Raw genomic sequence first — 25,467 nt, 5'->3', positions numbered from 1 at the left:
GTCAATTTCTCTCGTTGCGACCGGGGCTGGCAGTCAGGCCGGTCAGGTTGAACACACGCTTGGGGATGATTTCGCCATTGCCAACTTCGGCAAGCGCCAAAAGACGGCCTGCCACCGTGACATAGACTGTGCCGCTACAAGTGGGCGCATCCCGTCCGCGCAACAAAACGGCCTGGCCCCGGTGGAGCCTTGCCGCATCAGCCCGAGTGACGGCCAGTGCCGGGATGTCGTCCAGCGCGGTCTCAACGGGCAAAAGCGCGTCGGCGAGGCTGCCCTCGCCGGACGCGGCTCTATGGCACAAAGCCTCCAACTGATCCAGCGGAATCATGTCGTTTTCGCCAAATGGGCCGACCAGGGTCCGCCGCAGCGCGCAGATATGGCCAAAAGTGCCGAGAATCCGGCCCATATCGCGGGCCAGCGCCCGCACATAGGTGCCCTTGCCGCACTCCGCCTCGAACACGGCCCGGTCGTTATCCGGTTGATCCACAAGGGCTAAATGATGAATCTCGACGGGGCGGGGCGCCAGCTCCACGACCTCGCCGTCGCGCGCGAGGTCATAGGCGCGCTCGCCCTGGACCTTGATCGCGGAATAGCGCGGCGGGATCTGCTCGATCACCCCGGTGAACCGGGGCAACAGGGCCAGGATGGCGTCCCGGGTCGGGCGCTGGTCGGAGGTCGCGGTCACCCGCCCTTCGATGTCGTCGGTATCGCGCTCCTCGCCCCAGCACACGGTGAACTGGTAGCGCTTGCGGCCGTCCATCACGAAGGGGACGGTCTTGGTGGCTTCGCCGAGTGCGATCGGCAGGCCGCCCGAGGCGAGCGGATCGAGCGTGCCGGCGTGTCCCGCGCGCTTGGCGTTGAACAGGCGCTTGAGCACCGCGACAGCTTGCGTCGAGGTCATCCCGATCGGCTTGTCGAGCACCACCCAGCCGTGGACGTCGCGCCGGTCGCGGCGCGGCTGGTTGCCCTTCTGCTGCTGCTTGGCGCGGGGATCGTTGTTGACGCGGCGCGGCTCCTGGTACGGCTGAGACTTGCTGCCCAGATCCGCAAAATTATTTGTCTGCACGTCGCGTTGATCGGCCTGTTCGCCGCTGATCGTGTCGTGAGCCGGGTCCATCGTCATCGTTCTTCTTCCCGATCCGAATCCTGTTCCAGGTCCTTCTGCACCGCAGGTGTTCGCAAAAGCTTCTCGATCCGTTCCGCTTCATCGAATCGCTCATCGACGCGGAAGCGAATGTCAGGTGCAAATTTCAGGTTAACGCGCCGCGCCACTTCGCCACGCAGGAACTTCTTGTTGCGCTCGAGTGCGCTGATGACGATCTCGGTGTCGCGGCCACCGAGCGGCATCACGTAGATCGTCGCGAGCTTCAGGTCGGGCGACATCCGCACCTCCGGCACGGTGATGATGTGACCTTCGAGATCCGCATCATGCACGTTGCCTTGCGCCAGAATCTCGGCCATCGCATGGCGAACCTGCTCGCCGACGCGCAACTGGCGTTGCGAGCCTCCGCCGGGCGCGGAACTCTTCTTCTGATGATGGCGTGGCATTCTCGAAAATCACCTCGTCATGCCCGTGTTTGGGACACGGGCATTGTCGTTTGTCCTGTTGAAACGAAGAGGGGTGGATGGCCGGAAAATCCGGCCATCGCACTCCCGCAATCTCAGTTCAAAAAGGATCCGAACGCTTCGGTAAGATTTGGACTTACAGGGAGCGCTGGATCGTCTCCACGCGATAACACTCGATCACGTCACCGGCTCGCATGTCGTGATAGTTCTCGAAGGCCATGCCGCATTCCTGGCCCGACTGGACTTCCTTCACTTCGTCCTTGAAGCGCTTCAGCGTCGAGAGCTTGCCTTCGTGCACGACCACGTTGTCGCGGATCAGGCGCACATTGGCGCCGCGTTCCACGGTGCCGTCGGTGACGCGGCAGCCGGCGACCTTGCCGACCTTGGAGATGTTGAAGATCTCCAGGATCGCGGCATTGCCCAGCATGGTTTCGCGCAAGGTCGGCGCGAGCAGGCCGCTCATCGCCTTTTTCACGTCGTCCACGAGGTCGTAGATGATGTTGTAGTAGCGGATCTCGATGCCGTTGCGCTTGGCCGCCGCGGCCGCTTCCTTGTTGGCGCGAACCGAGAAGCCGATGATCGCGGCGTTGAAGCCTTCCGCGAGCGTCACGTCGGATTCCGAAATGCCGCCGACGCCGGCATGCAGGATGCGGGCTGCGACTTCGTCGGTGCCGAGCTTCTCCAGTGAGCCGAGGATCGCTTCCAGCGAGCCCTGCACGTCGGCCTTGATGATCAGCGGGAATTCCTTGCGGCCCGCGGTCTTCAATTGGGACATCATCTGCTCGAGCGAACCGCGCATGCCGGAGATCGAGGCAGCCGCGTTCTCGCGCTTCTGATGCGCGCGATAGCTGGTGATCTGGCGGGCGCGGGCTTCGTTCTCGACCACCGCGAGACGATCGCCGGCTTCCGGCGGACCGTTGAAGCCGAGCACCTCGACCGGCACCGAAGGACCGGCCTCCTGCACCGTCTCGCCCTGATCGGAGATCAGCGCGCGGACGCGGCCCATCTCGGCGCCGGCGACGATGATATCACCGACACGGAGCGTGCCGCGCTGGACCAGCACGGTCGCGACCGGACCACGGCCGCGATCGAGCTTGGCCTCGATCACAGTGCCTTCGGCCGGACGCTCCGAATTGGTCTTGAGGTCGAGGATTTCGGCCTGCAGCGCGATCATCTCGAGCAGCTTGTCGAGATTGGTCTTGTTCTTGGCGGATACCTCGACGTCGACGACTTCGCCGCCGAAGGATTCGACCTGAACCTCGTGCTGGAGCAGCTCGGTGCGGACGCGCTCGGGCTTGGCATCGGGCTTGTCGATCTTGTTGATGGCAACGATGATCGGCACGCCTGCCGCCTTGGCGTGGTTGATGGCTTCGACCGTTTGCGGCATCACGCCGTCATCGGCCGCGACCACCAGCACGACGATGTCGGTGACCTTGGCGCCGCGGGCGCGCATCGCAGTGAACGCAGCGTGGCCGGGCGTGTCGATGAAAGTGATCTTCTTGCCGCTCTCCGGCGACAGCACCTGATAGGCGCCGATATGCTGGGTGATGCCGCCGGCTTCGCCGGAAACCACGTTGGCATGGCGCAGCGCATCGAGCAGCGAGGTCTTGCCGTGGTCGACGTGACCCATCACGGTCACGACAGGCGAACGCGGTTCGGTATCGGTGGAATCGTCGACTTGGTCGAACAGGCCCTCTTCCACGTCCGAGGCGGCAACGCGCTTGACCGTGTGGCCGAGCTCTTCCGCGATCAGCTGCGCGGTGTCGGCGTCGATCACGTCGGTGATCTTGTGCATCGCGCCCTGCTTCATCAGCATGCGGATGACGTCGACCGCGCGCTCGGACATACGGTTGGCGAGCTCCTGGATGGTGATCGCTTCCGGAATCGTCACCTCGCGGATGAGCTTTTCCTTGGGCTCGTTCGAGGCGTGGCCCTTGAGGCGCTGGGTGCGGCGGCGGAACGAGGCGATCGAACGCTCGCGCACCTCATCGGCATTGAGCGCGGTGACGACGGTGAGGCGGCCGCGCTCCTTCTGCGGGCCGGGCTTGTGGGTGGTTTTGGGGGCGGCCGCAGGACGCGCGACACCGCCGGGACCGCGACGGATCTGGCGCGGACCATCGTCCTCGTCGGGTCCGGCCGCAACCGCGGGAGCGCGCCCCGCCGGGCCAGCCGGCCGCTGAGTGGTCGTTGTCGGGCGCGCAGTGGTGGTCGCCGCAGGTCGCGCCGTACCTGGCGCGGAGCGGGGAGCGCTAGTCGCCGGAGCTGCCGTTGCGGGACGTGCGGCAGAAGGCTGCTCGCCTTCGCCAAAACGCTTCTTGGCCTCGGTCTCGGCCTTCCGCTTGGCTTCGTCCTCGTGGCGATGACGCTCATCCTCGGCCTTGCGACGGGCTTCGGCGGCTTCGCGCTCGGCGCGTTCGGCAGCCTCGCGGGCAGCGCGGCGCTGCGCCTCTTCCTCGGCCTGGCGGCGTTCCTCGACCTCGCGCAGCTTGGCATCGGCCAGCGCGCTGGCGCGGGCCGAACGCTCGTCTTCGGTCAGGGTACGCAGCACCACCCCGGAACCGGCGTTGCGCGGTGGGGCGGGCGGCGGGGCGGAGCGCGAGGGCGCGGGCACGGCCGGTGCCGGTTTCGCGGTCACCTCGGGCGCGTGCGGCTCGGGGCCGTCGCCAATGCGGCGCTTGCCGCGCTTCTCGACCACGACCTGCTTGCTCCGGCCGTGGCTGAAGCTCTGGCGCACGGTGCCCGTTTCGACGCGCGGCTTGAGCGATAGCGTCTTGCTCGGAACGCTCAGCTTCTTGTCGCCAGGGGTCTTGGTATCAACCATTCAGCAGTCCTAATCCTGATCTGTTGTCGTTGTGCGTTGCCGCACCGTCATATCGGTTCGTCGTTGTCTCTCAGAAATCCTGGCCGTGTTTTTCGGCCGTCTTGTCATCGTCCGCCATCCGGTATCGGACCAGCATCTGGCTACGTGACAGGAATGACCTGCTCGCCGGGCCCGCGAGCAGCGCAGCATGTATCACATTTGACCGGGTCAGTGCCAAATCCAATTCTATCGATTTCAGCGCGGTGACGACGGGAATCTGCGGCTTGGCGCCGCGATTTCCGGCATTTTGACGCGCCAGCATGTCCAATTTGCGGATTCCGTCCGCGGCCCCGTCGCTGGCGTGGATCAGGACCTCGACCGTACCTTCCCGAAGGGCGCTCTCGACCTTGCCGAAGCCGGCCACGACCTGGCCCGCCTTGGCAGCGATCCCAAGGGCTTCCGTCACGCTCCGAACCAGGAGCGCTTCGATGTCGGCGGGAAGCGTCTGAGGGGCCCGCAGCTCGCGCTTGAAGGCCTTGTTAAATTGGTGACGCCGCACGGCTTCCGCAACCACCTGGCGTGAGGCGGTGATCCACATGCCGCGTCCGGGCAGCTTACGCTTGAGATCGGGAACTATGTCGCCTTGCGGCGAGACGACGAAGCGGATCAGCTCGTCGATCGGCCGGACCTTGCGGCTGACCGCGCACATGCGCATGGTCGCGGACCTTTCGGTCCGCGGCCCATGGTCGAGTTCGCTGTCAGTGCTGGCGAGCATCCGGGTGACATCCTCCTTCGCCTTCTAAGTCGCGTGTTCTTTACGCAAAACCGGCCTCCACTTTTGCTGAACACGCCTTAAGCCGGCTGATCTTCAGTCGCCTCAGCCTCCTCAGCGGGCTTGGCAAGATCGGCCTCGGTGATCCAGCCGGCCTTGACGCGGGCCTGCATGATCATCGCTTCGGCATCGTCGCGGGAGATGTCGATGCCGTCGAGCGCACCAACGTGCTTGGTTGGCTCGCTGCCTTCCTTGCGCTCGGTCCAGCCGACCAGATCGTCGGTGGCGCAGCCGGCGAGATCGTCGACCGTCTTGATGTCGTTCTCGCCGAACTTCACCAGCATTTTCGAGGTCACGCCGGGCACGTCCTTGAGGGCGTCCTCGACGCCGAGTTCCTTTCGCTTGGCCTCGAGCTCGGCTTCCTGCTGCTCGAGATGTTCGCGGGCGCGGTTCTGCAGCTCCTGCGCGGTCTCCTCGTCGAAGCCCTCGATGCTGGCGAGTTCCTTGACGTCCACCATCGCGAGTTCCTCGACCGAGGTGAAGCCTTCGGACGCCAGCAACTGGCCGACCACTTCGTCGACGTTGAGCGATTCCATGAAGACGCGGGTGGAATTTTCAAAGTCGGCCTGGCGACGCTCCGATTCCTCCTGCTCGGTCAGGATGTCGATGTCCCAGCCGGTGAGCTGCGAAGCCAGACGCACGTTCTGGCCGCGGCGGCCGATCGCCAGCGAGAGCTGGTTGTTGGTGTCGGGCACGACGACCTCGATGCGCTCGCGGTCTTCGTCGATGACGACCTTGGAGACTTCGGCCGGTGCCAGCGCGTTGACCACGAAGGTCGCGATGTCGGGCGACCAGGGAATGATGTCGATCTTCTCGCCCTGCAACTCGTTCACCACCGCCTGCACGCGCGAGCCGCGCATGCCGACGCAGGCGCCGACCGGATCGACCGAGGAATCTCGGGAAATCACGCCGATTTTCGCGCGCGAGCCGGGATCGCGGGCGACCGCCTTGATCTCGACGATGCCATCATAGATCTCCGGCACCTCCTGCGCGAACAGCTTCGCCATGAATTGCGGATGAGTGCGGGAGAGGAAGATCTGCGGGCCTCTCGTCTCGCGGCGGACGTCGAAGATATAGGCGCGGACACGGTCGCCGTTGCGGAAGACTTCGCGCGGCAGCATCTCGTCGCGACGGATGATGGCTTCACCACGGCCGAGATCGACGATCACGCTGCCATATTCGACGCGCTTGACGACGCCGTTGACGATGTCGCCGATGCGGTCCTTGAATTCCTGATATTGCCGGTCGCGCTCGGCCTCGCGCACCTTCTGCACGATCACCTGCTTGGCCGACTGGGCGGCGATGCGGCCATATTCCAGCGGCGGCAGCGTGTCGGCGATAGTGTCGCCGACCTGGGCACCGGGATTGGCGCGCTGTGCATCCACCAGCGAGATCTGGTTCGAAGGGTTTTCGACCTTCTCGACCACAAGCATGTGGCGCGACAGCCGCAGCTCGCCCTTCTTCGGGTCGATCTCGGCGTGAACGTCAGTCTCGCTGCCGTAACGGGCCCGCGCCGCCTTGGCGATGGCATCCTCCATCGCGGCGATGACGATGCCGCGGTCGATCGATTTCTCGCGCGCAACGGCGTCCGCGATCTGGAGCAATTCAAGTCGATTGGCGCTGACTGCCATGGCTAGTCTCCTTCGTCAGGCTCGATCTCGCCCCGTCGCGCACGTTCGGCGGCCAGGCGATGCTTCTTTGTATTGGTCGGTGCCGGCTTTTTTTTCGGCTTGGTGTTCTTGGTGATCTTCTCGCTGATCTGGGCGTGCGGCGCCGGAGGCGGCTCGAGGCCGAGATTGCGACGCATCTCGCGCGCCTCGGCCTTGCCGCGGCGCATGGATTCCGCAATCAGCTCATCGGTCAGCACCAGCCGCGCCTCGCCAATATCCTCCATGGTCAGGAGAACGTCGGCGTCATCGCCGGCCTTGACGTCATCGCGATGCAGATGCACGCGATCGCCTTCGACAGCACCGAGCGTGCCGCGGAACCGCTTCCGCCCCTCATGGGCGACCGCCATCTCGACCTTCACCAGATGTCCAGCATAGCGCTCGAAATCGGAGCGGCGCACCAGCGGCCGGTCGATTCCCGGTGAGGAGATTTCCAGCCGGTAGGCGCGATCGATGGGGTCGGCGACGTCGAGCACAGGCGACAGCGCCCGCGAGATCGCCTCGCAATCCTCAATCTGCATCGAGCCGTCCGGCCGCTCGGCCATGATCTGCACCGTGCAGCCGGCCTCTCCGGAAATACGGATACGCACCAGCCGATAGCCCATGCCCTGGAGCACGGGAGCTGCGACCGCGGCCACCCGGGCCGCGACGCCCGGCTCGACCACGAGCCGCGGCTCGGCCAGCAATTCGGCATCCGTGGAACCAGGGTTCGGTTCGGTCATAGCAGGGGTCAGGCGCTCGATGGTTAAGGCTGGGTTAATGTCAAAGCCCGCTTCGGAACTCTCCCGACAACGCATCGGGCCGCATCCTCCGCCAAGCCGCGTTCAGGTAATAAAAAAGAGCGGGTCCTTTCGGGCCCACTCTCACTACGCGGATCGTATGAGAAGATGAATTGCCGCTGATATAGCCCTTTCGCCCCTCCCGGACAAGGCCCATTGCAGGGCAGAGGACGCTTTTTGCGTCCTTTGGGCGGCTCGCCCCGCAACGCTTCCTTCATCAAGCAGGCCTAGATTCCCCGATTGTGGGGCGGCTTGAGCTATGGCGCGCCCACGGCGTGCCAGATCCCCGAGTTGCGTTTCATGATCGTTGCTACCTCGCTGATTCCTGGATTGGACGATATCGTCAAACGCGGCGATCCCCGACGTCGCGGCGAGATCGCGCGGGCCATCTCCGCATTATTTTTCCGGGATGCCGAAAAACTCCGTCCCGAGCTGATCGATCTGTTCGACAATCTCCTGATCGATCTCGTCCCGCATGCCGAACTCGCTTCGCGCGCCGATCTCGCCGAGCGCTTCTCGCGCCTCGGCAACGCGCCGCCGCATCTGGTGAACCAGCTCGCGCGCGAAAACGAGATCACGGTGGCCGGCCCCGTGCTGCGCCGCTCGCCCGTGCTCGATGAGGCAGCCCTGGTCGAGATCGCGCGGCTGAAGGGCCAGGGCCATCTGCTGGCGATAACGGAGCGCCCCACCTTGCCGGCGGTCGTCACCGACGTGCTGGTGGAGCGGGGTGATCGCGACGTGGTGCGTCGCGCAGCCGGCAATGCAGGTGCTGTCTTCTCGCCCGGCAGCTATTCCGAGCTGATCAAGCGTGCCGCGCAGGACGGCGTGCTGACGCTCAAGATCGGTCAGCGCAACGATCTCTCCGGCGAGCACCTGAAGGAGCTTCTCAACGGCACGCTCGACGTCATCCGCCGCCGCCTCTCCAGCGTGGTCAATCCCGCGCGCCAGGTCGAGATCAAGCGCGCGATGGAGGCCATCGAGGAGGCGGCGCGGCCGCCGGGGCCGCGCCGTGACTTCTCGGCGGCACAGCGAACGGTGACGGCCCTGCATCGCGAGGGCCATCTCGGTGAGAGCGCGCTGCTCGGTTTCGCCAAGGCGCTCAAATATGAGGAATCGATCGCCTCGCTCTCGGCGATGACCGGCGTCCGCCTCGCGATTCTCGACCGCCTGATCGCGGGCGATCGCTACGATCCGATTCTGATCCTGGGGCGCGTGCTCAATCTCGGCTGGCCCACGGTACGCGCGCTCATCCTGCTGTGGTACGGGCCGCATCGCACCCCGGCCGATGCCGACATCGAGGCCGCGCGCATGAACTTCACGCGCCTGATGCCGACGACCGCCGAGCGCGTCGTGAATTTCTGGCGCAACCGGCGGACGATTTGAAGTTCTCTCTCTTGTCATTCCGGGGCGGGCGAGGCCCGAACCCGGAAGCTCGAGCTTCCGGGTTCGATGCTGCGCATCGCCCCGGAATGACGACTAGACCCGCTTGAACCGCAGATAGGCCGCCTTGCGTCCTTCGCGCGCGGCCTTCCGGCCGTAGCGCGTCATTGTGTAGCCCACCCATGGCTGCCGAAAATCGTCGGCGCGTTCGGCAAGCCAAACGAAATCCGAAGAGCGGGCAAGATGCGACAGCGTCCAGGCGCAGTAATCGTCGACGTCGCAGACGAAACGGAATTCGCCGCCAGGCTTCAGCACGCGCGCCATTGCGGCAATGGTCCTGTCCTGGACGAAGCGCCGCTTCCAGTGCCGCCGTTTCGGCCAGGGATCGGGATGGATCAGGTCGATCCGCGACAGCGAGGCTTGCGGAAGCCAGGCCAAGAGCTCGGCGGCATCGCCGGCGAACAGGCGGATGTTGCTGATGTTGGCGGCGTCGATCTGCGCGAGGATTTTGGCCATGCCGTTGACATAGGGCTCGCAGCCGATGAAGCCGGTGGCGGGAAAGCTTTGCGCCTCGGCCGCCAGATGCTCGCCGCCGCCGAAACCGATCTCGAGCCGCACCTCGCTTGCCGCGGGGTCGAAGATCTCGCCGGCATTCGCCGGTGCCTCGCTCGCGATGTCGAGCGCAAGATGCGGCAGCAGCTGATCGATCAGCCCGGCCTGGTGCTGCCTGAGCTTGTGACCCTTGCGGCGTCCGAAGAAGGCGCGCTCGCTGTCATCGCGCGCGGAATCTGATTTGCGCTCGCTCATCGCAGCGTCTGGTACAGGCGATGGAGCAGCCGCGCGCGCGGCGCGAGCGAGGAGACGTAGAGCTGCTCATAATGCGTGTGTGCGCCCTTGCCGTCGACGCCGAGCCCGTCGAGCGTCGCGGTGTGCGCGGCGGTAAAGTTACCGTCCGAGCCGCCGCCGGTGTGGGTGTCGATCAGCTCGAAGCCGATCTCGGCGGCAAGCGTCTTCGCATGCTCGTAGAGCGCCGCGCCGGCATTGCTCTTCTCGTAAGGCGGGCGATTAAGCTCGCCGGCGACCGCAACGGTGACGCCGTCGGTCTTCGACGTGAGCGCGAGGATCTTGCCGACGAACTCGTCCGCATCCTTGAGGCTCAACACACGCAGATCGACTTCGGCATAGGCCTCTTCCGGCGTCACGTTGGGGCGCGTGCCGCCGCGCACCACGCCGACATTGACGGTGACGCCACGCTTGACGTCGTTCATCCCTTCCAGCGCCAGGATCACGTTGGCGAGCTCGCGGACGGCGCTGCGGCCGTCCTCCGGTCGGGAGCCCGCATGCGCGGGCACGCCTTTGATGAAGACGCGGAAGCGTCCGACGCCCTTGCGTCCGGTGACGATCCTGCCGCCGTCGCGCGCCGGCTCCGTCACCAGCACGTATTTGGCCTTGCGACCTTCCTGCTCGATCAGCGCACGTGAGGTCGGGCTGCCGATCTCCTCGTCGGAGGTGAACATGTGGGTGATGCCGAGCGGCGAACGGTCGCCGGCGGCGCAGAGCGCGCGAAAGGCATGGTAGGCGATGTAGGCGCCGCCTTTCATGTCGTAGATGCCGGGGCCGAACGCGCTGTCGCCTTCGATCTTGAACGGCAGGCGCTCGATGAAGCCCATGGGATGAACGGTATCGAGGTGGCTCAGCACCAGGATGCCCGGTCGGTCCTGGCCCCAGGTCGAGCGCGCCACAAGATGATCGCCGCAGCCATTGACCCCAGCGACGCGCTCGAGCGTGGCGGGCAGCTCGCGGTATTGCTCCGCGACCACGGAGATCAGCTTGTTGACCTGCTCGGGCGCTTCCGTCGGCGTCTCGATCTCAACCCAGCGGCGGATGCCATCGAGAATGGTTTGGGAATCGAACCAATTGGAGCTGGCCATGAACGCATCTATGCCCTTGAACTGCATCATCGGAGTGGACGCGCATCGAGGGCGCGGTCGCAAATGACGACATAGGCCAGATTTGGCGCAGTCTCAAATCGCCAATTGCGATGGGCGCGTCAGCGCTTGTCGGGGCCTTCGCGCGCGGCGATCTGCTCGACGAGATCGACGATGGAGCGGCGCATCTTGGAATCGGTGATTCGGGTGAACGCCTTGGTCAAGGCGAGTCCCTCTGATGTCGCAAGGAAATCTGAGACGTAAGAGGGCGAGGCGCCTTCGCTGAAGCCATCCGGGCCCGGCACACCGCTCGGCCCGCCCTCGAACAGGAACGACACAGGTACCTGGAGAATCTCGGCGATCTGCTGAATGCGGCTCGCGCCGACCCGGTTGGTGCCCTTCTCGTATTTCTGGATCTGCTGAAAGGTCAGGCCCAAAGCTTCACCGAGCTTTTCCTGGCTCATGCCCAACATGATGCGGCGCATACGCACGCGACTGCCGACATATTTGTCAACAGGGTTGGGCGCTTTCGACATTTCCTCAGCCCTCCAAACATCACCCTCGGCGCAATCATCAGGCCTGCCTCGGGTGCCAGCACCGTCAAATCGAACCCTCTTATTGGGAAACATTGCGGAGAAATTTAGCAATGTACCGCTGTCTTTCGCAGCCGGTGCAGAATGAGGAGCCCGCCTGCAGTCTGTCAACCGTGGGACTACGGTTGTCAAGGATTCCAGCCACGTCCGCTGCGAGGCGATCAGGGGTGCCGTTTGGCGACACGCCGGCGGACCGCCACAATCACCGCGAGCGCGACGAGCATGGCTGCGGGCACGTCGCCGACGCGCGCATAGACAGTCGATGGGATCGCGGCGGGCAGGTTTGCATCCAAAATGCCCTCGATTCCGAGACCGAGGCTGGCGATGGTGCGTCCCATCGGATCGATCACTGCGGAGATGCCGGTGTTGGCGGAGCGGACCAGCGGCAGGCCGAGTTCGATCGCGCGCATCCGCGCCTGCTCGAGATGCTGATAGGGGCCGGTCGAGATGCCGAACCAGCCGTCATTGGTGAGGTTAACGATCCAGCCCGGACGTTCGCTGCGTGCAGCCACCTCACCGGGAAAAATGGCTTCATAACAGATCAGCGGCAGCGCGGGCGGCGCGCTGGCGACCGGCAGCGCATGCCGCACGGTGCCGGCAATGAAGCCACCGCGCACGCGCGTCAGCTGCTCGAAACCGAGCTTCTCCATCAGCTCCTGATAAGGAAGAAATTCGCCGAACGGCACCAAATGCAGCTTATCGTACACTGCGAGCACGCTGCCATCGTGGTCGATCACGTAGATCGAATTATAGGCGCGCGTGATCGGTGTGCCCCGCGGCAGGTCCGGCGCGCGGACCGACCCCGTGATCAGCACAGTGCCCTTCGGCAGCAGATCGGCGATTTGCGCCATCGCGTCGGCTTCGCGGGTCAGGAAGAACGGAAAGGCGGATTCCGGCCAGATCAGGATGGTGGCATCGCGAACGCCGGTCGATTGCGGACCAGAGGCGCGGTCGGACAGCGCCAAATATCTCTTCATCACCTCCGCTTTGGCGGCGTAGTTGAATTTCGCGTCCTGCTGCAGGTTCGGCTGCATCAGGCGCAGCTTGGCGCCAGCAACCATCGTGGTCGGAGGCAGCGACAGGCGGATCGCGCCGAAAATGCTCATGACGATCAGAAGCGCGATTGCGGCGGCCGGTGCGCGCCATTGCAGGCGGCCATCGGGCGCGCGATCGATCAGCGTCGCAGGGCTCGCGAAGATCGCGACGGTCAGGAACGTCATGCCCCACAGGCCGATCAGCGATGCCGTCTGCGCCAGCGGCAGCGGCTCGGACAGCGCGTAGCCGAACGCGTTCCAGGGAAACCCGGTCAGCGCGTGGCCGCGCAGCCATTCGCTAATGGTGAGACTTGCTGCGAGCGCCAGCACGCGCGTGGCGTTCTTGGTCCAGAGCAGGCGCGCCAGCGCAAAGCCCATTGCCGTGAAGATCGAGAGATAGGCCGGCAGGCCCAGCACGGCGAACGGTGTGAGCCAGGCGAACACGTCGGCGTCGACGAAGAATGCGTAGCCGATCCAGTAGAGACCGGGGACGAAATAGCCGAGCCCGAACCAGTAGCCAGTCAGCGCCGCGGCAGGAACGCCGCCATATCGTCCGGCGCCGGCGCCGTCGATCAGCCAGACCAGCACCGGGAAGGTGAGGAACAGCACCGGAAACAGGTTGAACGGCGCCAGCGCCAGCACCGACAGCGCCCCGGCCGCCATGGCGATGACGGCGCGCTTCCATCCCCAGGTGAGGATGACGGCAAGCGCAATCTGCCGGAGTCGTTGCAATGGGCTCACTGCGGACCGGTCCCGTCGCTTGGCGGCGGGGTAGGCGTGTCACTGGCCGGTGGTTGGCCGCTCTCCGGCGCAGCCTCGCGGCGTCGGCTCTCGCGCTGGGTGCGGGGCGCGGGACGTTCCTTCCGCGTCGAGATGCGCAGCCGCTTGACGCGGCGCGGATCGGCATCGAGCACCTCGACCTCGTACGTGCCGGGGCCCGAGATCACTTCGCCGCGCACCGGCAGGCGCCCGACGAAGCTGACGAGATAGCCGCCCAGCGTCTCCACTTCCTCGCCGGCCTCGCCGGTGACGAAATCCTCGCCGATCACCGCGCGGACGTCGTCGAGGCTGGCACGGGCATCGGCGATGAAGGCGTTGTCGGGCAGGCGCACGATCGAGGGCGGCTCGTCGCTGTCGTGCTCGTCGTCGATCTCGCCGACGATCTGCTCGACGATGTCCTCGAGCGAGACCAGCCCGTCGCTGCCGCCATATTCGTCGACCACCAGCGCGAGGTGGATGCGCGTGGCCTGCATCTGCGCGAGCAGGTCGATCGCCCGCATCGAGGGCGGCACGTACAGCAGCTTGCGGATGATGCGCGCATCGTGAAGCGGCAGCGCGAGATCGACGGCGCGCAAATCGAGCCCGGCCGGCAGCGGTTTCTTGCGCTTGGTCTTGGTGGCCTCCGACACGCGCGCACGGGCGGTCATGAAGGCGAGCAGGTCGCGGATGTGGACGATGCCGACGGGATCGTCCAGCGTCTCGTTGTAGACGACGAGACGCGAATGGCCGGCGCTCTCGAAGCGGTCCATCAATTCGCCAAGCGGGATGTCGCGCTTCACCGCGACGATGTCGGCCCGATGGACCATGACGTCGGCGATGCGGCGCTCGTGCAGGCCGAGGATGTTGCGCAGCATGGTGCGCTCGACCGCGGAGAAGCCGGTGTCGTCGGGGGTGGCCGCGTTGAGCACGACCTGGAGATCGTCGCGCACCGATCCCGCCTTCCAGCCGAACAGCGTCCGGATGGCGCGCAGCAGCCAGCCTTCCGCGGTCGGCCGCATCACCTCACCTTGGGTCACGACGGCGGGTAAATTGCGCGTGTTGCGCGGGTTGTCCTGGATTGGATCGGAATCCGGCATCTCAGTTCGTCCCCGGGCGGTCAGCATAGGGGTCGGGGATGCCGAGATGCGCCAGGATCTGCGTCTCCAGCGCTTCCATCTCCTCCGCGTCGTCGTCGTTCTCGTGATCGTAGCCGATCAGATGCAGGAAACCGTGGACGGCGAGATGGCTCAAATGATGACCGAACGGCTTGTGTTCCTCGTCCGCCTCGCGCCGCATGGTCTCGTAGGCGATCGCGATGTCGCCGAGCATGCGCGGCGCATCGCCCGGCTTCCATTCGCCTTCGGGCTGGAGCGCGGGGAATGACAGCACATTAGTTGGCTTGTCGATGCCGCGCCAGTTGCCGTTGAGGGTGCGGATGCCGGCGTCATCGGTCAGCATCACAGCCACTTCCGCGTCGGCGAGGTCTTCGTCGACGCTCTCGGCGGCTGCCGCAAGCGCGCGCTGGATCACGGTCTCGGAATCGGGCTCGCTCTGCCAGCAATCGGCGACGACGAGGACCTCGGTGATGGGAAGGTTGGGATGGGACATTGTGCTGTCTGGGACGAAAAGGCGCCGTCCGCGCCCGCTTGGTCCGGCTGTTGTCTCGTCAGGATTGACCGCTGGCCGGCCGCTGCGGCGACCCTTCGTAGGCGGCGACGATCCGCGCCACGAGCTCGTGGCGGATCACGTCCTCGGCTTTGAAATGCACTTGCGCAATCCCCTCGACCCCGTTCAGGAGCCGGGTTGCTTCCGCCAGTCCCGAGGTCTGGCCGTTCGGCAGGTCGATCTGAGAGGGATCACCCGTCACGATCATGCGGCTGTTCTCGCCAAGGCGGGTCAGGAACATCTTCATCTGCATCGACGTGGTGTTCTGCGCCTCGTCCAGGATGATGGCGGCGTTGGTGAGCGTGCGGCCGCGCATGAAGGCGAGCGGCGCGATCTCGATCTCGCCGGTCTGGAGCGCCCGCTCGACGATGCGCGCATCCATGAGATCGTAGAGCGCGTCGTAGATCGGGCGCAGATAGGGATCGACCTTCTCGCGAAGATCGCCTGGCAAAAAGCCGAGCCGCTCGCCGGCTTCCACCGCCGGGCGTGACAGGATGATCTTGTCGACCTCCTTGCGCTCGAACAGCTGCGCGGCATGCGCGACCGCGAGCCAGGTCTTGCCGGTGCCGGCGGGACCGATGCCAAACACCAGCTCGTGGCGCTTCAGCGCGCGGATGTAGGAATCCTGCGCGGCGGTGCGCGCGCGCACCGGGCGCTTGCGCAAATTGATGCTGTCGAAGGTCGATTTGGCCGATTTGGCGTCGAACTCGAACAGCGAGCCCTGGGCGATCACGGCCCGGATCGCGCCCTCGACCTCGCCCTGGTCGAGATCCTGTCCCTTCACGGCTTGCGCGTAGAGCGCCTCCAGCACGCGGCGTGCGGCATCGCAGCCGTCGCGCGTGCCGCCGATGGTGATGTGGTTGCCCTTGGAGTCCACGACCACGCCGAGGCGCCGCTCGATCTGCGCGAGATGCTGGCCGTAGGGGCCGACCAGCGCGGAAGCGGCACGGTTGTCATCGAAATCGATGACGACCTGGGTCTCGGGCGGAACTTGCATGTCGCGGTCAAATTTGCGGCTGGGAGCGAACGAAGGCGAATCCGATGCGCTTTTTGGCAAGGGTTCAGGCTCCAGTGGCTTGCGATGAAGCGGGCTCGCGCGCGTTGCGCGGCGTCGCGAGGTCGCCGAGAAAGCTGTAGCGTTCGAGGCTGTCGATCCGGACCGGCAGGATCTGCCCGATGATTTCGGCCGAGGCCATCACATGCGCGGGCTGGAGGTAAGCGGTGCGGCCGACGATCTGGCCTTCCTTGCGGGCCGGACGCTCGAACAGCACGTCCACCGTTGAGCCAATCGCAGCCTTGTTGAAGGCCGATTGCTGGCTGTCGATCAGTTCCTGGAGCCGCTCCAATCGCTGGTCCATCTCGGCGGGGGACACCGTCTCCTGCATATCCGCGGCCGGCGTTCCCGGCCGGGCGGAGTATTTAAACGAATAAGCCGCAGCGTAGCCGATTTGCGTGACGAGCGCGAGAGTGGCGAGAAAATCTTGCTCGCTCTCGCCGGGGAAGCCGACGATAAAATCTGATGAAAAAGCAATGTCTTGGCGTGCGGTGCGGAAACGGTCGATGACCCGCCGGTAATCATCGGCGGTATGTTTGCGGTTCATGGCGGCCAGAATCCGGTCCGAGCCCGACTGCACCGGCAGGTGCACGAACGGCATCAGCGGGCCGAGATCGCGATGGGCCGCAATCAAACTGTCATCGACGTCGCGGGGATGGCTGGTCGAATAGCGCAGCCGCGCGATGCCCGGGATTTGCGCCAGATGCTCGAGCAATCGGCCGAGCGGCCAGGTTTTTCCGTCCGGCCCCTCGCCGTGATAGGCGTTGACGTTCTGCCCGATCAGCGTCAGCTCGCGCACGCCGTTGTCGGCGAGCCGCTTCACGTCCTCCACGATCTTCGCCACCCGACGGGAGACCTCGGCACCGCGCGTATACGGCACGACGCAGAACGTGCAGAACTTGTCGCAGCCTTCCTGCACCGTGACGAAGGCGGAGATGCCGCGCGCGCGAATCGCGTCGGACTTCGGCTGGGCCAAGAAGCCGAACTTGTCCTGAGCGGGAAATTCGGTCTCGATCGCGCGACCTTCGTCGCCCGCGCGCTTCAACAGCTCGGGCAGATGATGATAGCTCTGTGGTCCGACCACGACGTCGACGACGGGCGCGCGGCGCACGATTTCTTCGCCCTCGGCCTGCGCCACGCAGCCCGCGACCGCAATCTGCATCGCGCGGCCGCCCCGCGCCGCCTCGTCCTTGGCCACGCGCAGCCGGCCGAGTTCGGAATAGACCTTTTCCGAGGCCTTCTCGCGGATATGGCAGGTGTTGAGGATGACGAGGTCGGCGTCATCAGCGCTGGCCGTCTCCACGAATCCTTCGGGGGCCAGCGTGTCCACCATGCGCTGGGCATCGTAGACGTTCATCTGGCAGCCATATGATTTGATGTGCAGCTTGCGCGGCGGCGTCATGGAACCCGGAATTGAGGTGGAGGACGGCCCTCAGATATAGGTTGGAGCGGCGAAAATCCAGCGAATGGCGCCCCCTTGGGCCGTCATTCCGGCGCGACGCAGTCGCAAAGTCCGGAATCCAGAGGTTTTGGCGCGATTCCGGGTTCACGCGCCTCGCGCCGACCCGGATGGCGGTCAGAGACCGAAAATCAGCCTGCCAGGGCCTTCGCCTCGGCCGGCCGGATCAGCTCCGGCAGCCGATGCATGTCGGCAAAGAGCAGGTCGGCGCCGGCTTGGCGCAGCGTTTCGGCATAGCCCTCGCGGCAATGGCTGCCACCATAAAAGCCGAACACAGTCATTCCGGCCGCCCGGGCGCCGGCAATCCCGGCCAGGCTGTCCTCGATCACGACACAGCGCCCCGGCGGCACGCCCATCTGCTTTGCCGCGAACAGGAACAGATCGGGCGCCGGTTTGCCGTTCTTCACCTGCGAGGCCGAGAAGATGTTCGGCGCGAGGCGTTCGTAGAGGCCCGTGCTCCCCAGGCTCACGCGCATGCGCTGGTGCGAGCCGCTCGAGGCGACGCAGACGCGTTGAGCGACGATATCGAGCACATCATGGATGCCGCGGATCGCTTCGAGGTCGGCCTCGAAGGAGCGGAATAGCTCGTCCTGCAGATCGCCGTGATAGGCCTCGGGCAGCTTGCGACCGAGCTCGGTCTCAATCTCGAGATTGGCCTGCCGCGTCGAGCGGCCAAGGAAGCGCTCGAACACCTGCTCGGACGTGATCGGATAGCCGTGCCTGGTCAGCACATCCGCATGCGCACGACAGGAGATCACCTCGCTGTCCACGAGCACGCCGTCGCAGTCGAAGATGATGAGCTCGATGGGCACTAAACTAAGACGTCGGCTTGTCGTCGTCGAGCGGGACGCAATAGAGCTCGAGCCGGTGATCGACCAGCTTGTAGCCGAGCTTGCGGGCGATCTCGGCCTGGAGCTTCTCGATCTCCTCCGAGGTGAACTCGATCACCTTGCCGTCGCGCAGGTTGATCAGGTGGTCGTGATGGCTGTCGCGCATCGTCTCATAGCGCGCGCGGCCTTCGCGGAAATCGTGGCGTTCTATGATGCCCGCATCCTCGAACAGCTTCACCGTTCGGTAGACCGTTGAGATCGAGATCTTGTCGTCGACGGCGACGCAGCGCCGGTACAGTTCCTCGACGTCAGGATGATCGACCGATTCCGCGAGCACGCGGGCGATGACGCGGCGCTGCTCGGTCATGCGCATGCCGGTGGCGGCGCACCGTGCCTCGATGCCGGACGCCTTGGATGCGGAAGAAGTTTTCAGTGCGGTCATGATTGTCTGCCTGACGGGGCGCTTTCTGCCATCAATGTTACGCCAAGTCACGTCGCATCAGAAGGGCGTTCAGCTGTTCCCCGGTCGGCTGCTTATAGTAGCGTTCGCGGCGTCCGACCACCGTGAATCCGGCCCGATCGTAGAGTCGACGCGCCGCTTGGTTATTTTCCTCGACTTCGAGAAATATTGTGCGCACGCCGCGTCCCGCGAGATGGCCGAGATGGGTCATCAGCAGCGTGCGGGAGAGACCGCGGCCGCGATGGGCCTGATCGAGCGCGATCGAGAGGATTTCCGCTTCGTCCGCGCCGATCCGCGACACCGCAAAGCCGATCGTCTTGCGGCCGAGGCGCAAGCGATGCACCAGCGTGTTGCGCTCGCTGATCATGCTCTCAAACTCGCCTTCGCCCCAGCCGCGTGCGAAACAGGCGCCGTGAAGCTGCGCCAGCCGTGCGGCATCGCGCGCGGACGCGGGCTCAACGGCGGCGGTGCCGCCGCGCCACCATTGCGAAAACCATCTCATCATGAGGTTGCGGCTTTTGCTGCGAGCTGTGGCTGCGCGGCCGGCTTGGCATCGGGTGCGCGCAGATAGAACGGCCGCGCTGGGGTCGCGTCGGGATTGGCCGCGGCGCCAAGCCAGGCGACCCAGGCGATATCAGGCGCAGCCTGTGCGTCGACCGCGACGGGTTGCGGTGCATCCTTCGGCCAGCGCTCGGCGAGAATGTTTGCGGCATTGCCGACCAGATGCGGCGCGCCGAATTGCGAGGCCGCGATCGCCTCATCGATGCCGGCGACCCTCGGTCGCACCAGCTGGCTGCCGTCGCCGGCGACGATCTGGAAATAGACGTGGGCGTGCCGCGCGTCGATCGCGGAGATCACGGGCGCCGATCTGTTCTGGCCGACGACGGCGGCGGCATAGGCCGACAAGGTGGTCAGGCCGATGGCCGGCCGCTTCGCCGCCAGCGCAAAGCCGCGCGCCGCCGAAATACCGACGCGCAGGCCGGTGAAGCTGCCGGGACCGACCGTGACCGCGATGCGGTCGAGCGCGGTGAAGCTGAGCTCTGCCGATTTCATCACCCGCGCGATCAGCGGCATCAGCGCTTCGGCATGCCCGCGCTTCATCGGCACCGATTCCTGCGCGCGAAGCTCGGCCGTTTCGGTGTCGAGCACCGCGGCCGCGCAGGCGTCGAGCGCAGTATCGATGGCGAGGATCAGCATAACGCGATCATAGCATTGGCAATTGGATGATGCCTAAAGTTCTGGCGGCCATGGCCGGGCTTGACCTGGCCATCCACGACTTTGCGGCCCCAAAAACGTGGATGCCCGGGACAAGCCCGGGCATGACGGAGCGAAATCGGTGCGCAGACCGTGCAACTCACATCGGCCGGACTTCGACGACGTCGGGCACGAAATGCTTCAAGAGGTTCTGGATACCGTGCTGGAGCGTTGCGGTCGACGACGGGCAGCCCGAGCAGGCGCCCTTCATGTTGAGATAGACGATGCCGTCCTTAAAGCCGCGGAAGGTGATGTCGCCGCCGTCATTGGCGACCGCCGGCCGCACCCGGGTCTCGATCAGGTCCTTGATCATATCGACCGTCTCGGCATCGGCCTCGTCGAAGAACTCGTCCTCGTCCTCGATCTCGGCATCGCTTTGCGCTGTGCCGTCGGCGAGCAGCGGCGCGCCGGACATATAGTGCTCCATGATGGCGCCGAGGATCGCGGGCTTGAGCTGCTGCCACTCACCGCTCGCCTTGGTCACCGTGATGAAGTCCGATCCGTAGAACACGCCGGTGATGCCGGGCACGTCGAACAGCTTTTCGGCGAGGGGCGAGCGGCTTGCGGCTTCGCGGCTCGAAAATTCCATTGGGCTGCCGTCGACCACGACGCGGCCGGGAATGAACTTCAGCGTGGCGGGATTGGGGGTGGCTTCGGTTTGAATGAACATGGTTCTCTCCAGACGTCGCCGGTTCAAGGCCGGCGCGTGCTCTCTTCCCTAGCAGATGGCGATGGCGAACGCACGATCAAGGGGAGAAGAGACATTAGTCAATGAAAATCAGAGGCTTGGGCCATTTACCCTGCCCTGGAGGGGGAGGCACCGCGCTACGATAGCGAATCCACGCTCTGGTCACTCAGCGCGCCGGAGATGATCGTCACCGGAACGGGAAACGTTCCAAGCGCATGCGCAAGCAGCGAGACCAATGGCCCCGGTCCCTCCGCACCAGGACTTGCGGCCAGCACCAGCATGGCGATGTCGGGGTCCTCGTCGATCACTGCGAGCAGCTGTTCCATCGCGGCGCCTTCCCGGATCACCCGTTCCGGCGTGATCGCGGCGATCCCGTTGGCGCGGCCGGCGGCGCGGTCGAGCGCGGCTTCCGCCGCTTCATGCGCCTCGGCGCGCATGATGTCGGCGACACCCAGCCATTCCTGGCTCTGCTGGTCGGGCTCGATGATGCGAAGCATCACCACGCCGCCGCCGCCGCGGATCGCCCAGCGGCTGGCGTAATAAACCGCCCGATCCCATTCGGCGGTGTCATCGACGATGACGAGGCATTTGGGCTTGTGACCCGGCTCGAAGCAAAGTCGCTTGCTGGTCATGCATGTCCCGCGTGTGCACGGCTGGCATGCTGCCACACTCCCGCAATGTTTGGGAGAGGGGAGTGGCCGGCGCTATGACGCCGGCCAGACGCGTTGATCAGCGCCGGCGGATGAAGCCGACGATGTCTTTCGAAAGCTTCATCGTTTCGTCGGCGATGGCGCGGGCCCGGTCCGAGCCTTCGTTCAGGATTGCGTCGATATGGCCGGGGTCGGCCACGAGGCGCTTCATCTCGCCCGCGATCGGCGCGAGCTTGGTGACGCACAGCTCGGCCAGCGCGTTCTTGAAGCTGGAGAATTGGCCGCCGCCGAAATCGCGCAGCACGTCGGCCTTGGAGCGGCCGGAGAGCGCGGCGAAGATGCCGACGAGATTGTCGGCTTCGGGGCGTGCCTCCAGGCCCTTCTCCTCGGTCGGCAGCGGCTCCGGATCGGTCTTCGCCTTGCGGATCTTCTGCGCGATGGTGTCGGCATCGTCGGTCAAATTGATGCGCGAATTGTCCGACGCATCGGACTTCGACATCTTCTTGGTGCCGTCGCGCAGGCTCATCACGCGCGTTGCCGGACCCGTGATCAGGGGTTCCGGCAGCGGGAAAAACAGGCCGTCATTGCCGCCCTGGCTGCGGATCGAGTCGCCGAAATCGTTGTTGAACTTCTGCGCGATGTCGCGCGACAGCTCGAGATGCTGCTTCTGGTCCTCGCCGACGGGCACGTGGGTGGCGCGGTAGAGCAGGATGTCGGCCGCCATCAGCACGGGATAATCGAACAGCCCGACCGAGGCGTTCTCGCGGTCCTTGCCGGCCTTCTCCTTGAACTGGGTCATGCGGCCGAGCCAGCCCATGCGCGCGACGCAATTGAAGATCCAGGCGAGCTCGGCGTGTCCCGAGACCTGGCTCTGGTTGAACACGATGTGCTTCTTGGGATCGATGCCGGCAGCGATGAACGCCGCGGTGACCTCGCGGGTGTTGCGCGTGAGCTCGGCCGGCCCGCCCCAGACGTCGACCCCTTGCGTGATCGCGTGCATGTCGACGACGCAATAGATGCAGTTGTGGGTCTCCTGCATCTTCACGAAGTTGACGATCGCGCCGAGGTAATTGCCGAGATGCAGATTGCCCGTCGGCTGGACGCCCGAAAAGACCCGTTCAACGAATGGCATGGTTAGTTTTCCTGGCAAGCCTTCCTGAAGCTATTCGGCCGTCGTTTCCAACAGCGGCGCAGCCCCGTCAAGGGCAATTCGAGGGGCTCGCGATTTAGGTCGGTCGTTTCAACGCGTTCACCGCCTCGCGCCAGGAGGCTGCGCCGAGAATTTGCAGGAGCAGGCCGTAGACGACGATCCCGGCCGCGATCTGCACACCCAGCGCGACGAATTTGATGAAGCCATAGGTCTCGGCAGGTACGAGACCCATGGTCAGCCAGAGCAGGGCGCCCATCGCCGAGGCGGCCAGCACGATCCGCGGCAATCGCGTGCGGGCGCTCGCGTCGACCGAGAAGCCGAACTCGCTCGTGCCTTTCCGGAGCAGCGAGAGCGCGCTGCTCCAGGCACCGGCCGCGATACTCGCCGCGATCCCACTCGCGCCGAAGATATGACCGAGCAGGAGCGCGAGCACGACCGTCACCACGACGCCTTTGGCGGTTGCGCGCAGCGGCGTCATCGTGTCGCTGCGGGCATAGAAGGCCGGTGACAGCGCCTTGATCAGCACATGCGCCGGCAGGCCCAGCGCCAGCCACACCAGTGCGTGCGCGGTGGCCGCGCTGTCATCGGCGCTGAAGGCACCGTGCTCGAACAATAGCCGTACGATCGGGTCAGCCAGCACGATCAGACCGAGCGTGGCCGGCACGGCGAGGCCAGTCGCCAGCTCCAGCGCACGCGATTCCGCGTGCGCCACCGCGACGCGGTCGCCGCTACCGACCGCGCGGGTCAGTTCCGGCACCAGCACCGTACCCATGGCGACGCCGACGATGCCAAGCGGTAGCTCGATCAGGCGGTTGGCGAAATAGAGCCAGGATACGGCCGACGGTGTTGCGGAGGCGATGATCGCACTCGCGACGATCAGCCATTGCGGGCCCGAGCTTGCGATCATGCCGGGGATAGCCTTGGCGAAGAAGGCCCGCATCTCCTTGTCAAAACTCACGCGCAGTGGCGTCGCAAGGCGCGCGCTTCGCTGCGATAGCAGCATCAGCAATTGCAGCAGACCGGCAATACCGACGGTGGCGGCGAGCATCCACGCCGCGAGGGCCGCATCGGCGTGCCACAGCAGCAGCGCCGCGATCGCGGCGATCAGCGCGATGTTGAACAGCAGCGGCGAGAACGCCGTCAGCGCAAAGCGCCCTTGCGCGTTGAGCAGTCCCATCAGCACGGTCACGGGTCCGGCGAAGGCGAGATAAGGCAGCATCAGCCGCGCGTTCTGCACAGCGAGATCGAGCGTGCCGCTTCCGAGAAATCCCGGCGCGATCACTGTGATGATCAGCGGCATCAACACTGCAATGCCGATCGAGATCGCAACCAGGGCCGCGCAGACCGTGCCGAGCACCCGTCCCGCGAATGCCGCCGCAGCCGTCTCGTCATCGCGGTCGCGGACCCGCAACCAGGCCGGGACCAACGCCGCATTCAGCGCCCCCTCGCTGAGCAGCCGGCGCACCACGTTGACGAGCTGAAACGCCGCCAGGAACGCGTCCGCCACGGCGCCGGTGCCGAGCAGCGCCGCAATCAGGGAATCGCGGGCAAAGCCCAGCAGCCGCGAGGCCAGCGTTCCCGTCGAGACGGTCAGGAAGGAGCGGATCATCGGGCGCAATATTACCGTTGCTTGCCCGCGAAGGGCTGGTCGTGATAGGCCGCGAGCCGGATTTCGGGCCGACAGGAAGCGGATTTCCCCGGTAATCGCAATCGGGCAACAGGATCAAGGTGAATGGCTGACGTGAAATATGACGTTCTCGGCATCGGCAACGCGCTGTTCGACGTGCTGGTCAGGACCGACGAGGCCTTTTTGGCCAAGCATGGCATGACCAAGGGCAGCATGTCCCTGATCGACGAGGCACGGGCGGCCGCCATCTACAAGGACATGGGCCCGGCGACGGAAGTCTCGGGCGGCTCGGCCGCTAACACCATCGTCGGCATCGGCAGTCTCGGCGCACGCGCCGCTTATGTCGGCAAGGTTAAGGACGACCAGATCGGCAAGCTCTATGTCCACGACATCCGTGCCGCCGGCGTCGCGTTCAACACGCCAGCCGCAACGGACGGCCCCGCCACCGGCTGCTCCTACATTCTGGTCACCGGCGACGGCGAGCGCACCATGAACACCTATCTCGGCGCGGCGCAGGACCTGTCGCCCGCCGATATCGATCCGGCCGATGTCGCTGGCGCTGGCATCGTCTACCTCGAAGGCTATCTCTGGGACCCCAAGAACGCCAAGGACGCCTTCGTCAAGGCGGCCAAGATCGCCCATGACGCCAAGCGCAAGGTGGCGCTGACGCTGTCGGATTCCTTCTGCGTCGATCGCTATCGCGACGAGTTCCTGTCCTTGATGCGCAACGGCACCGTCGACATCGTGTTCGCCAACGAGGCCGAGCTGCATTCGCTCTACACGACCTCCGACTTCGATACCGCGCTGAAGCAGCTGCGCAACGACGTCAATCTCGGCGTCGTCACCCGCAGCGAGAAGGGCTGCATCGTGGTGTCAGCGGAAGATTCCGTTGCCGCGCCGGCATTCCCGGTCGAGAAGGTGGTCGACACCACCGGCGCCGGCGACCTCTTCGCCGCCGGTTTCCTCTATGGCCTGGCGCGCAACCTGCCCTACAAGCAGTGCGGCCAGCTCGGCGCGCTCGCGGCCGCCGAAGTGATCCAGCACATCGGCGCCCGCCCGCAGGTATCGCTGAAGGAGCTGGCCGGCCAGCGCGGGCTGACGGACTAGCTTTTACCCTCCCCTGGGGGAGGTCGATCGCGCGCAGCGCGAGCGGGGTGGGGTGACGGTCTTTCAGCACGTTCGGTGCTGCGTTCTGGCCCGCGTGCATTCGCGGCTGTTACGTTGGCCTTCTATATGAGATCTTCGCCGCGGCCTCACCCCACCTCGGTTCGCATGCAGCTTTGCTACATGCG

The 25,467-nt window shown here is 65.3% G+C and carries 24 protein-coding genes; 2 read left to right on the top strand and 22 right to left on the bottom strand.

The window, feature by feature from the left end; translation table 11 throughout:
• Position 1 precedes the first annotated feature (1 nt).
• From truB to rimP, 6 genes are all read right to left on the bottom strand, one after another.
• On the bottom strand, positions 2 to 1,123 hold the full coding sequence (gene truB, locus IVB12_RS27770; protein ID WP_247303862.1) for a tRNA pseudouridine(55) synthase TruB: 1,122 nt from the start codon (positions 1,121 to 1,123) through the stop codon (positions 2 to 4).
• A complete protein-coding gene (rbfA, locus tag IVB12_RS27765) occupies positions 1,120 to 1,548 on the bottom strand; it encodes a 30S ribosome-binding factor RbfA (RefSeq protein WP_247303860.1) in 429 nt (142 codons plus the stop codon). The genes truB and rbfA overlap by 4 nt, the downstream gene beginning before the upstream one ends.
• A 154-nt stretch (positions 1,549 to 1,702) precedes the next feature.
• Positions 1,703 to 4,387, bottom strand: coding sequence for a translation initiation factor IF-2 (gene infB / locus IVB12_RS27760; RefSeq protein ID WP_247303858.1), 2,685 nt, complete (start codon positions 4,385 to 4,387; stop codon positions 1,703 to 1,705).
• Positions 4,388 to 4,457: 70 nt separating this feature from the next.
• Positions 4,458 to 5,141, bottom strand: coding sequence for an RNA-binding protein (locus tag IVB12_RS27755; RefSeq protein WP_247276482.1), 684 nt, complete (start codon positions 5,139 to 5,141; stop codon positions 4,458 to 4,460).
• Between the two features lie 77 nt (positions 5,142 to 5,218).
• Positions 5,219 to 6,829, bottom strand: coding sequence for a transcription termination factor NusA (gene nusA / locus IVB12_RS27750; RefSeq protein ID WP_247303856.1), 1,611 nt, complete (start codon positions 6,827 to 6,829; stop codon positions 5,219 to 5,221).
• 2 nt (positions 6,830 to 6,831) lie between these two features.
• The gene (gene rimP, locus IVB12_RS27745; protein ID WP_247303854.1) at positions 6,832 to 7,587 is read right to left on the bottom strand and encodes a ribosome maturation factor RimP; all 756 of its coding nucleotides are present in this window, start codon (positions 7,585 to 7,587) and stop codon (positions 6,832 to 6,834) included.
• A gap of 357 nt (positions 7,588 to 7,944) precedes the next feature.
• On the opposite strand from rimP, the gene IVB12_RS27740 reads away from it, so the two are divergent.
• On the top strand, positions 7,945 to 9,027 hold the full coding sequence (locus IVB12_RS27740; protein ID WP_247303849.1) for a DUF2336 domain-containing protein: 1,083 nt from the start codon (positions 7,945 to 7,947) through the stop codon (positions 9,025 to 9,027).
• Between the two features lie 93 nt (positions 9,028 to 9,120).
• On the opposite strand, the gene trmB is transcribed toward IVB12_RS27740, so the two are convergent.
• The 16 genes from trmB to murJ form a co-directional block, all read right to left on the bottom strand.
• Complete coding sequence (gene trmB, locus IVB12_RS27735) at positions 9,121 to 9,831, bottom strand: tRNA (guanosine(46)-N7)-methyltransferase TrmB (protein WP_247303846.1); 711 nt, start codon at positions 9,829 to 9,831, stop codon at positions 9,121 to 9,123.
• Positions 9,828 to 10,985, bottom strand: coding sequence for a M20 family metallopeptidase (locus tag IVB12_RS27730; protein WP_247303844.1), 1,158 nt, complete (start codon positions 10,983 to 10,985; stop codon positions 9,828 to 9,830). Before IVB12_RS27730 ends, trmB begins: the two co-directional genes overlap by 4 nt.
• Positions 10,986 to 11,074: 89 nt before the next feature.
• The gene (locus IVB12_RS27725) at positions 11,075 to 11,488 is read right to left on the bottom strand and encodes a helix-turn-helix transcriptional regulator (protein ID WP_018319423.1); all 414 of its coding nucleotides are present in this window, start codon (positions 11,486 to 11,488) and stop codon (positions 11,075 to 11,077) included.
• Positions 11,489 to 11,706: 218 nt separating this feature from the next.
• Positions 11,707 to 13,320: an apolipoprotein N-acyltransferase gene (gene lnt, locus IVB12_RS27720; RefSeq protein ID WP_247303842.1), complete on the bottom strand. Its 1,614-nt coding sequence runs from the start codon at positions 13,318 to 13,320 to the stop codon at positions 11,707 to 11,709.
• Positions 13,317 to 14,435, bottom strand: a complete 1,119-nt coding sequence (locus IVB12_RS27715) for a hemolysin family protein (RefSeq protein ID WP_247303839.1) — start codon at positions 14,433 to 14,435, stop codon at positions 13,317 to 13,319. The genes lnt and IVB12_RS27715 overlap by 4 nt, the downstream gene beginning before the upstream one ends.
• A gap of 1 nt (position 14,436) precedes the next feature.
• On the bottom strand, positions 14,437 to 14,946 hold the full coding sequence (ybeY, locus tag IVB12_RS27710; RefSeq protein WP_247303837.1) for an rRNA maturation RNase YbeY: 510 nt from the start codon (positions 14,944 to 14,946) through the stop codon (positions 14,437 to 14,439).
• Positions 14,947 to 15,004: 58 nt separating this feature from the next.
• Positions 15,005 to 16,000, bottom strand: a complete 996-nt coding sequence (locus IVB12_RS27705; RefSeq protein WP_247303835.1) for a PhoH family protein — start codon at positions 15,998 to 16,000, stop codon at positions 15,005 to 15,007.
• 64 nt (positions 16,001 to 16,064) lie between these two features.
• A complete protein-coding gene (gene miaB, locus IVB12_RS27700; RefSeq protein WP_247303833.1) occupies positions 16,065 to 17,459 on the bottom strand; it encodes a tRNA (N6-isopentenyl adenosine(37)-C2)-methylthiotransferase MiaB in 1,395 nt (464 codons plus the stop codon).
• Between the two features lie 188 nt (positions 17,460 to 17,647).
• Complete coding sequence (locus IVB12_RS27695; protein ID WP_247303831.1) at positions 17,648 to 18,328, bottom strand: HAD family hydrolase; 681 nt, start codon at positions 18,326 to 18,328, stop codon at positions 17,648 to 17,650.
• 4 nt (positions 18,329 to 18,332) lie between these two features.
• Positions 18,333 to 18,788, bottom strand: coding sequence for a Fur family transcriptional regulator (locus tag IVB12_RS27690; RefSeq protein WP_247276470.1), 456 nt, complete (start codon positions 18,786 to 18,788; stop codon positions 18,333 to 18,335).
• A gap of 37 nt (positions 18,789 to 18,825) precedes the next feature.
• Positions 18,826 to 19,311 carry a ribosomal protein S18-alanine N-acetyltransferase gene (gene rimI / locus IVB12_RS27685; RefSeq protein ID WP_247303829.1) on the bottom strand — a complete coding sequence of 162 codons (486 nt, stop codon included), beginning with the start codon at positions 19,309 to 19,311 and terminating at the stop codon, positions 18,826 to 18,828.
• Positions 19,308 to 20,003 (bottom strand): tRNA (adenosine(37)-N6)-threonylcarbamoyltransferase complex dimerization subunit type 1 TsaB, encoded by a 696-nt coding sequence (gene tsaB, locus IVB12_RS27680; protein WP_247303826.1) that lies wholly within the window; start codon positions 20,001 to 20,003, stop codon positions 19,308 to 19,310. Before tsaB ends, rimI begins: the two co-directional genes overlap by 4 nt.
• 157 nt (positions 20,004 to 20,160) lie before the next feature.
• Entirely contained in the window at positions 20,161 to 20,730 is a 570-nt protein-coding gene (locus IVB12_RS27675) for a NifU family protein (RefSeq protein ID WP_247303824.1), read from the bottom strand.
• A 155-nt stretch (positions 20,731 to 20,885) separates the two neighbouring features.
• Positions 20,886 to 21,380, bottom strand: coding sequence for a universal stress protein (locus IVB12_RS27670; protein ID WP_247303822.1), 495 nt, complete (start codon positions 21,378 to 21,380; stop codon positions 20,886 to 20,888).
• Between the two features lie 97 nt (positions 21,381 to 21,477).
• Positions 21,478 to 22,530, bottom strand: a complete 1,053-nt coding sequence (gene trpS, locus IVB12_RS27665) for a tryptophan--tRNA ligase (protein WP_247303820.1) — start codon at positions 22,528 to 22,530, stop codon at positions 21,478 to 21,480.
• 94 nt (positions 22,531 to 22,624) lie between these two features.
• A complete protein-coding gene (gene murJ, locus IVB12_RS27660) occupies positions 22,625 to 24,157 on the bottom strand; it encodes a murein biosynthesis integral membrane protein MurJ (RefSeq protein ID WP_247303818.1) in 1,533 nt (510 codons plus the stop codon).
• Between the two features lie 123 nt (positions 24,158 to 24,280).
• Between murJ and IVB12_RS27655 the strand changes: the two genes are divergently transcribed.
• Positions 24,281 to 25,282 (top strand): adenosine kinase, encoded by a 1,002-nt coding sequence (locus IVB12_RS27655; RefSeq protein ID WP_247303816.1) that lies wholly within the window; start codon positions 24,281 to 24,283, stop codon positions 25,280 to 25,282.
• Positions 25,283 to 25,467 lie beyond the last annotated feature (185 nt).

This window comes from Bradyrhizobium sp. 179, assembly GCF_023073535.1.
Classification (GTDB): Bacteria; Pseudomonadota; Alphaproteobacteria; order Rhizobiales; family Xanthobacteraceae; genus Bradyrhizobium.
This window is presented reverse-complemented; position numbering and strand designations above follow the sequence as displayed.

What these genes read in the sequence shown, in the direction of transcription:
- truB (WP_247303862.1), bottom strand. Translation starts at nt 1,123, where the DNA reads ATGACGATGGACCCGGCTCACGACACGATCAGCGGCGAACAGGCCGAT.
- rbfA (WP_247303860.1), bottom strand. Translation starts at nt 1,548, where the DNA reads ATGCCACGCCATCATCAGAAGAAGAGTTCCGCGCCCGGCGGAGGCTCG.
- infB (WP_247303858.1), bottom strand. Translation starts at nt 4,387, where the DNA reads ATGGTTGATACCAAGACCCCTGGCGACAAGAAGCTGAGCGTTCCGAGC.
- IVB12_RS27755 (WP_247276482.1), bottom strand. Translation starts at nt 5,141, where the DNA reads ATGCTCGCCAGCACTGACAGCGAACTCGACCATGGGCCGCGGACCGAA.
- nusA (WP_247303856.1), bottom strand. Translation starts at nt 6,829, where the DNA reads ATGGCAGTCAGCGCCAATCGACTTGAATTGCTCCAGATCGCGGACGCC.
- rimP (WP_247303854.1), bottom strand. Translation starts at nt 7,587, where the DNA reads ATGACCGAACCGAACCCTGGTTCCACGGATGCCGAATTGCTGGCCGAG.
- IVB12_RS27740 (WP_247303849.1), top strand. Translation starts at nt 7,945, where the DNA reads ATGATCGTTGCTACCTCGCTGATTCCTGGATTGGACGATATCGTCAAA.
- trmB (WP_247303846.1), bottom strand. Translation starts at nt 9,831, where the DNA reads ATGAGCGAGCGCAAATCAGATTCCGCGCGCGATGACAGCGAGCGCGCC.
- IVB12_RS27730 (WP_247303844.1), bottom strand. Translation starts at nt 10,985, where the DNA reads ATGATGCAGTTCAAGGGCATAGATGCGTTCATGGCCAGCTCCAATTGG.
- IVB12_RS27725 (WP_018319423.1), bottom strand. Translation starts at nt 11,488, where the DNA reads ATGTCGAAAGCGCCCAACCCTGTTGACAAATATGTCGGCAGTCGCGTG.
- IVB12_RS27715 (WP_247303839.1), bottom strand. Translation starts at nt 14,435, where the DNA reads ATGCCGGATTCCGATCCAATCCAGGACAACCCGCGCAACACGCGCAAT.
- ybeY (WP_247303837.1), bottom strand. Translation starts at nt 14,946, where the DNA reads ATGTCCCATCCCAACCTTCCCATCACCGAGGTCCTCGTCGTCGCCGAT.
- IVB12_RS27705 (WP_247303835.1), bottom strand. Translation starts at nt 16,000, where the DNA reads ATGCAAGTTCCGCCCGAGACCCAGGTCGTCATCGATTTCGATGACAAC.
- miaB (WP_247303833.1), bottom strand. Translation starts at nt 17,459, where the DNA reads ATGACGCCGCCGCGCAAGCTGCACATCAAATCATATGGCTGCCAGATG.
- IVB12_RS27690 (WP_247276470.1), bottom strand. Translation starts at nt 18,788, where the DNA reads ATGACCGCACTGAAAACTTCTTCCGCATCCAAGGCGTCCGGCATCGAG.
- rimI (WP_247303829.1), bottom strand. Translation starts at nt 19,311, where the DNA reads ATGATGAGATGGTTTTCGCAATGGTGGCGCGGCGGCACCGCCGCCGTT.
- tsaB (WP_247303826.1), bottom strand. Translation starts at nt 20,003, where the DNA reads ATGCTGATCCTCGCCATCGATACTGCGCTCGACGCCTGCGCGGCCGCG.
- IVB12_RS27675 (WP_247303824.1), bottom strand. Translation starts at nt 20,730, where the DNA reads ATGTTCATTCAAACCGAAGCCACCCCCAATCCCGCCACGCTGAAGTTC.
- IVB12_RS27670 (WP_247303822.1), bottom strand. Translation starts at nt 21,380, where the DNA reads ATGACCAGCAAGCGACTTTGCTTCGAGCCGGGTCACAAGCCCAAATGC.
- trpS (WP_247303820.1), bottom strand. Translation starts at nt 22,530, where the DNA reads ATGCCATTCGTTGAACGGGTCTTTTCGGGCGTCCAGCCGACGGGCAAT.
- murJ (WP_247303818.1), bottom strand. Translation starts at nt 24,157, where the DNA reads ATGATCCGCTCCTTCCTGACCGTCTCGACGGGAACGCTGGCCTCGCGG.
- IVB12_RS27655 (WP_247303816.1), top strand. Translation starts at nt 24,281, where the DNA reads ATGGCTGACGTGAAATATGACGTTCTCGGCATCGGCAACGCGCTGTTC.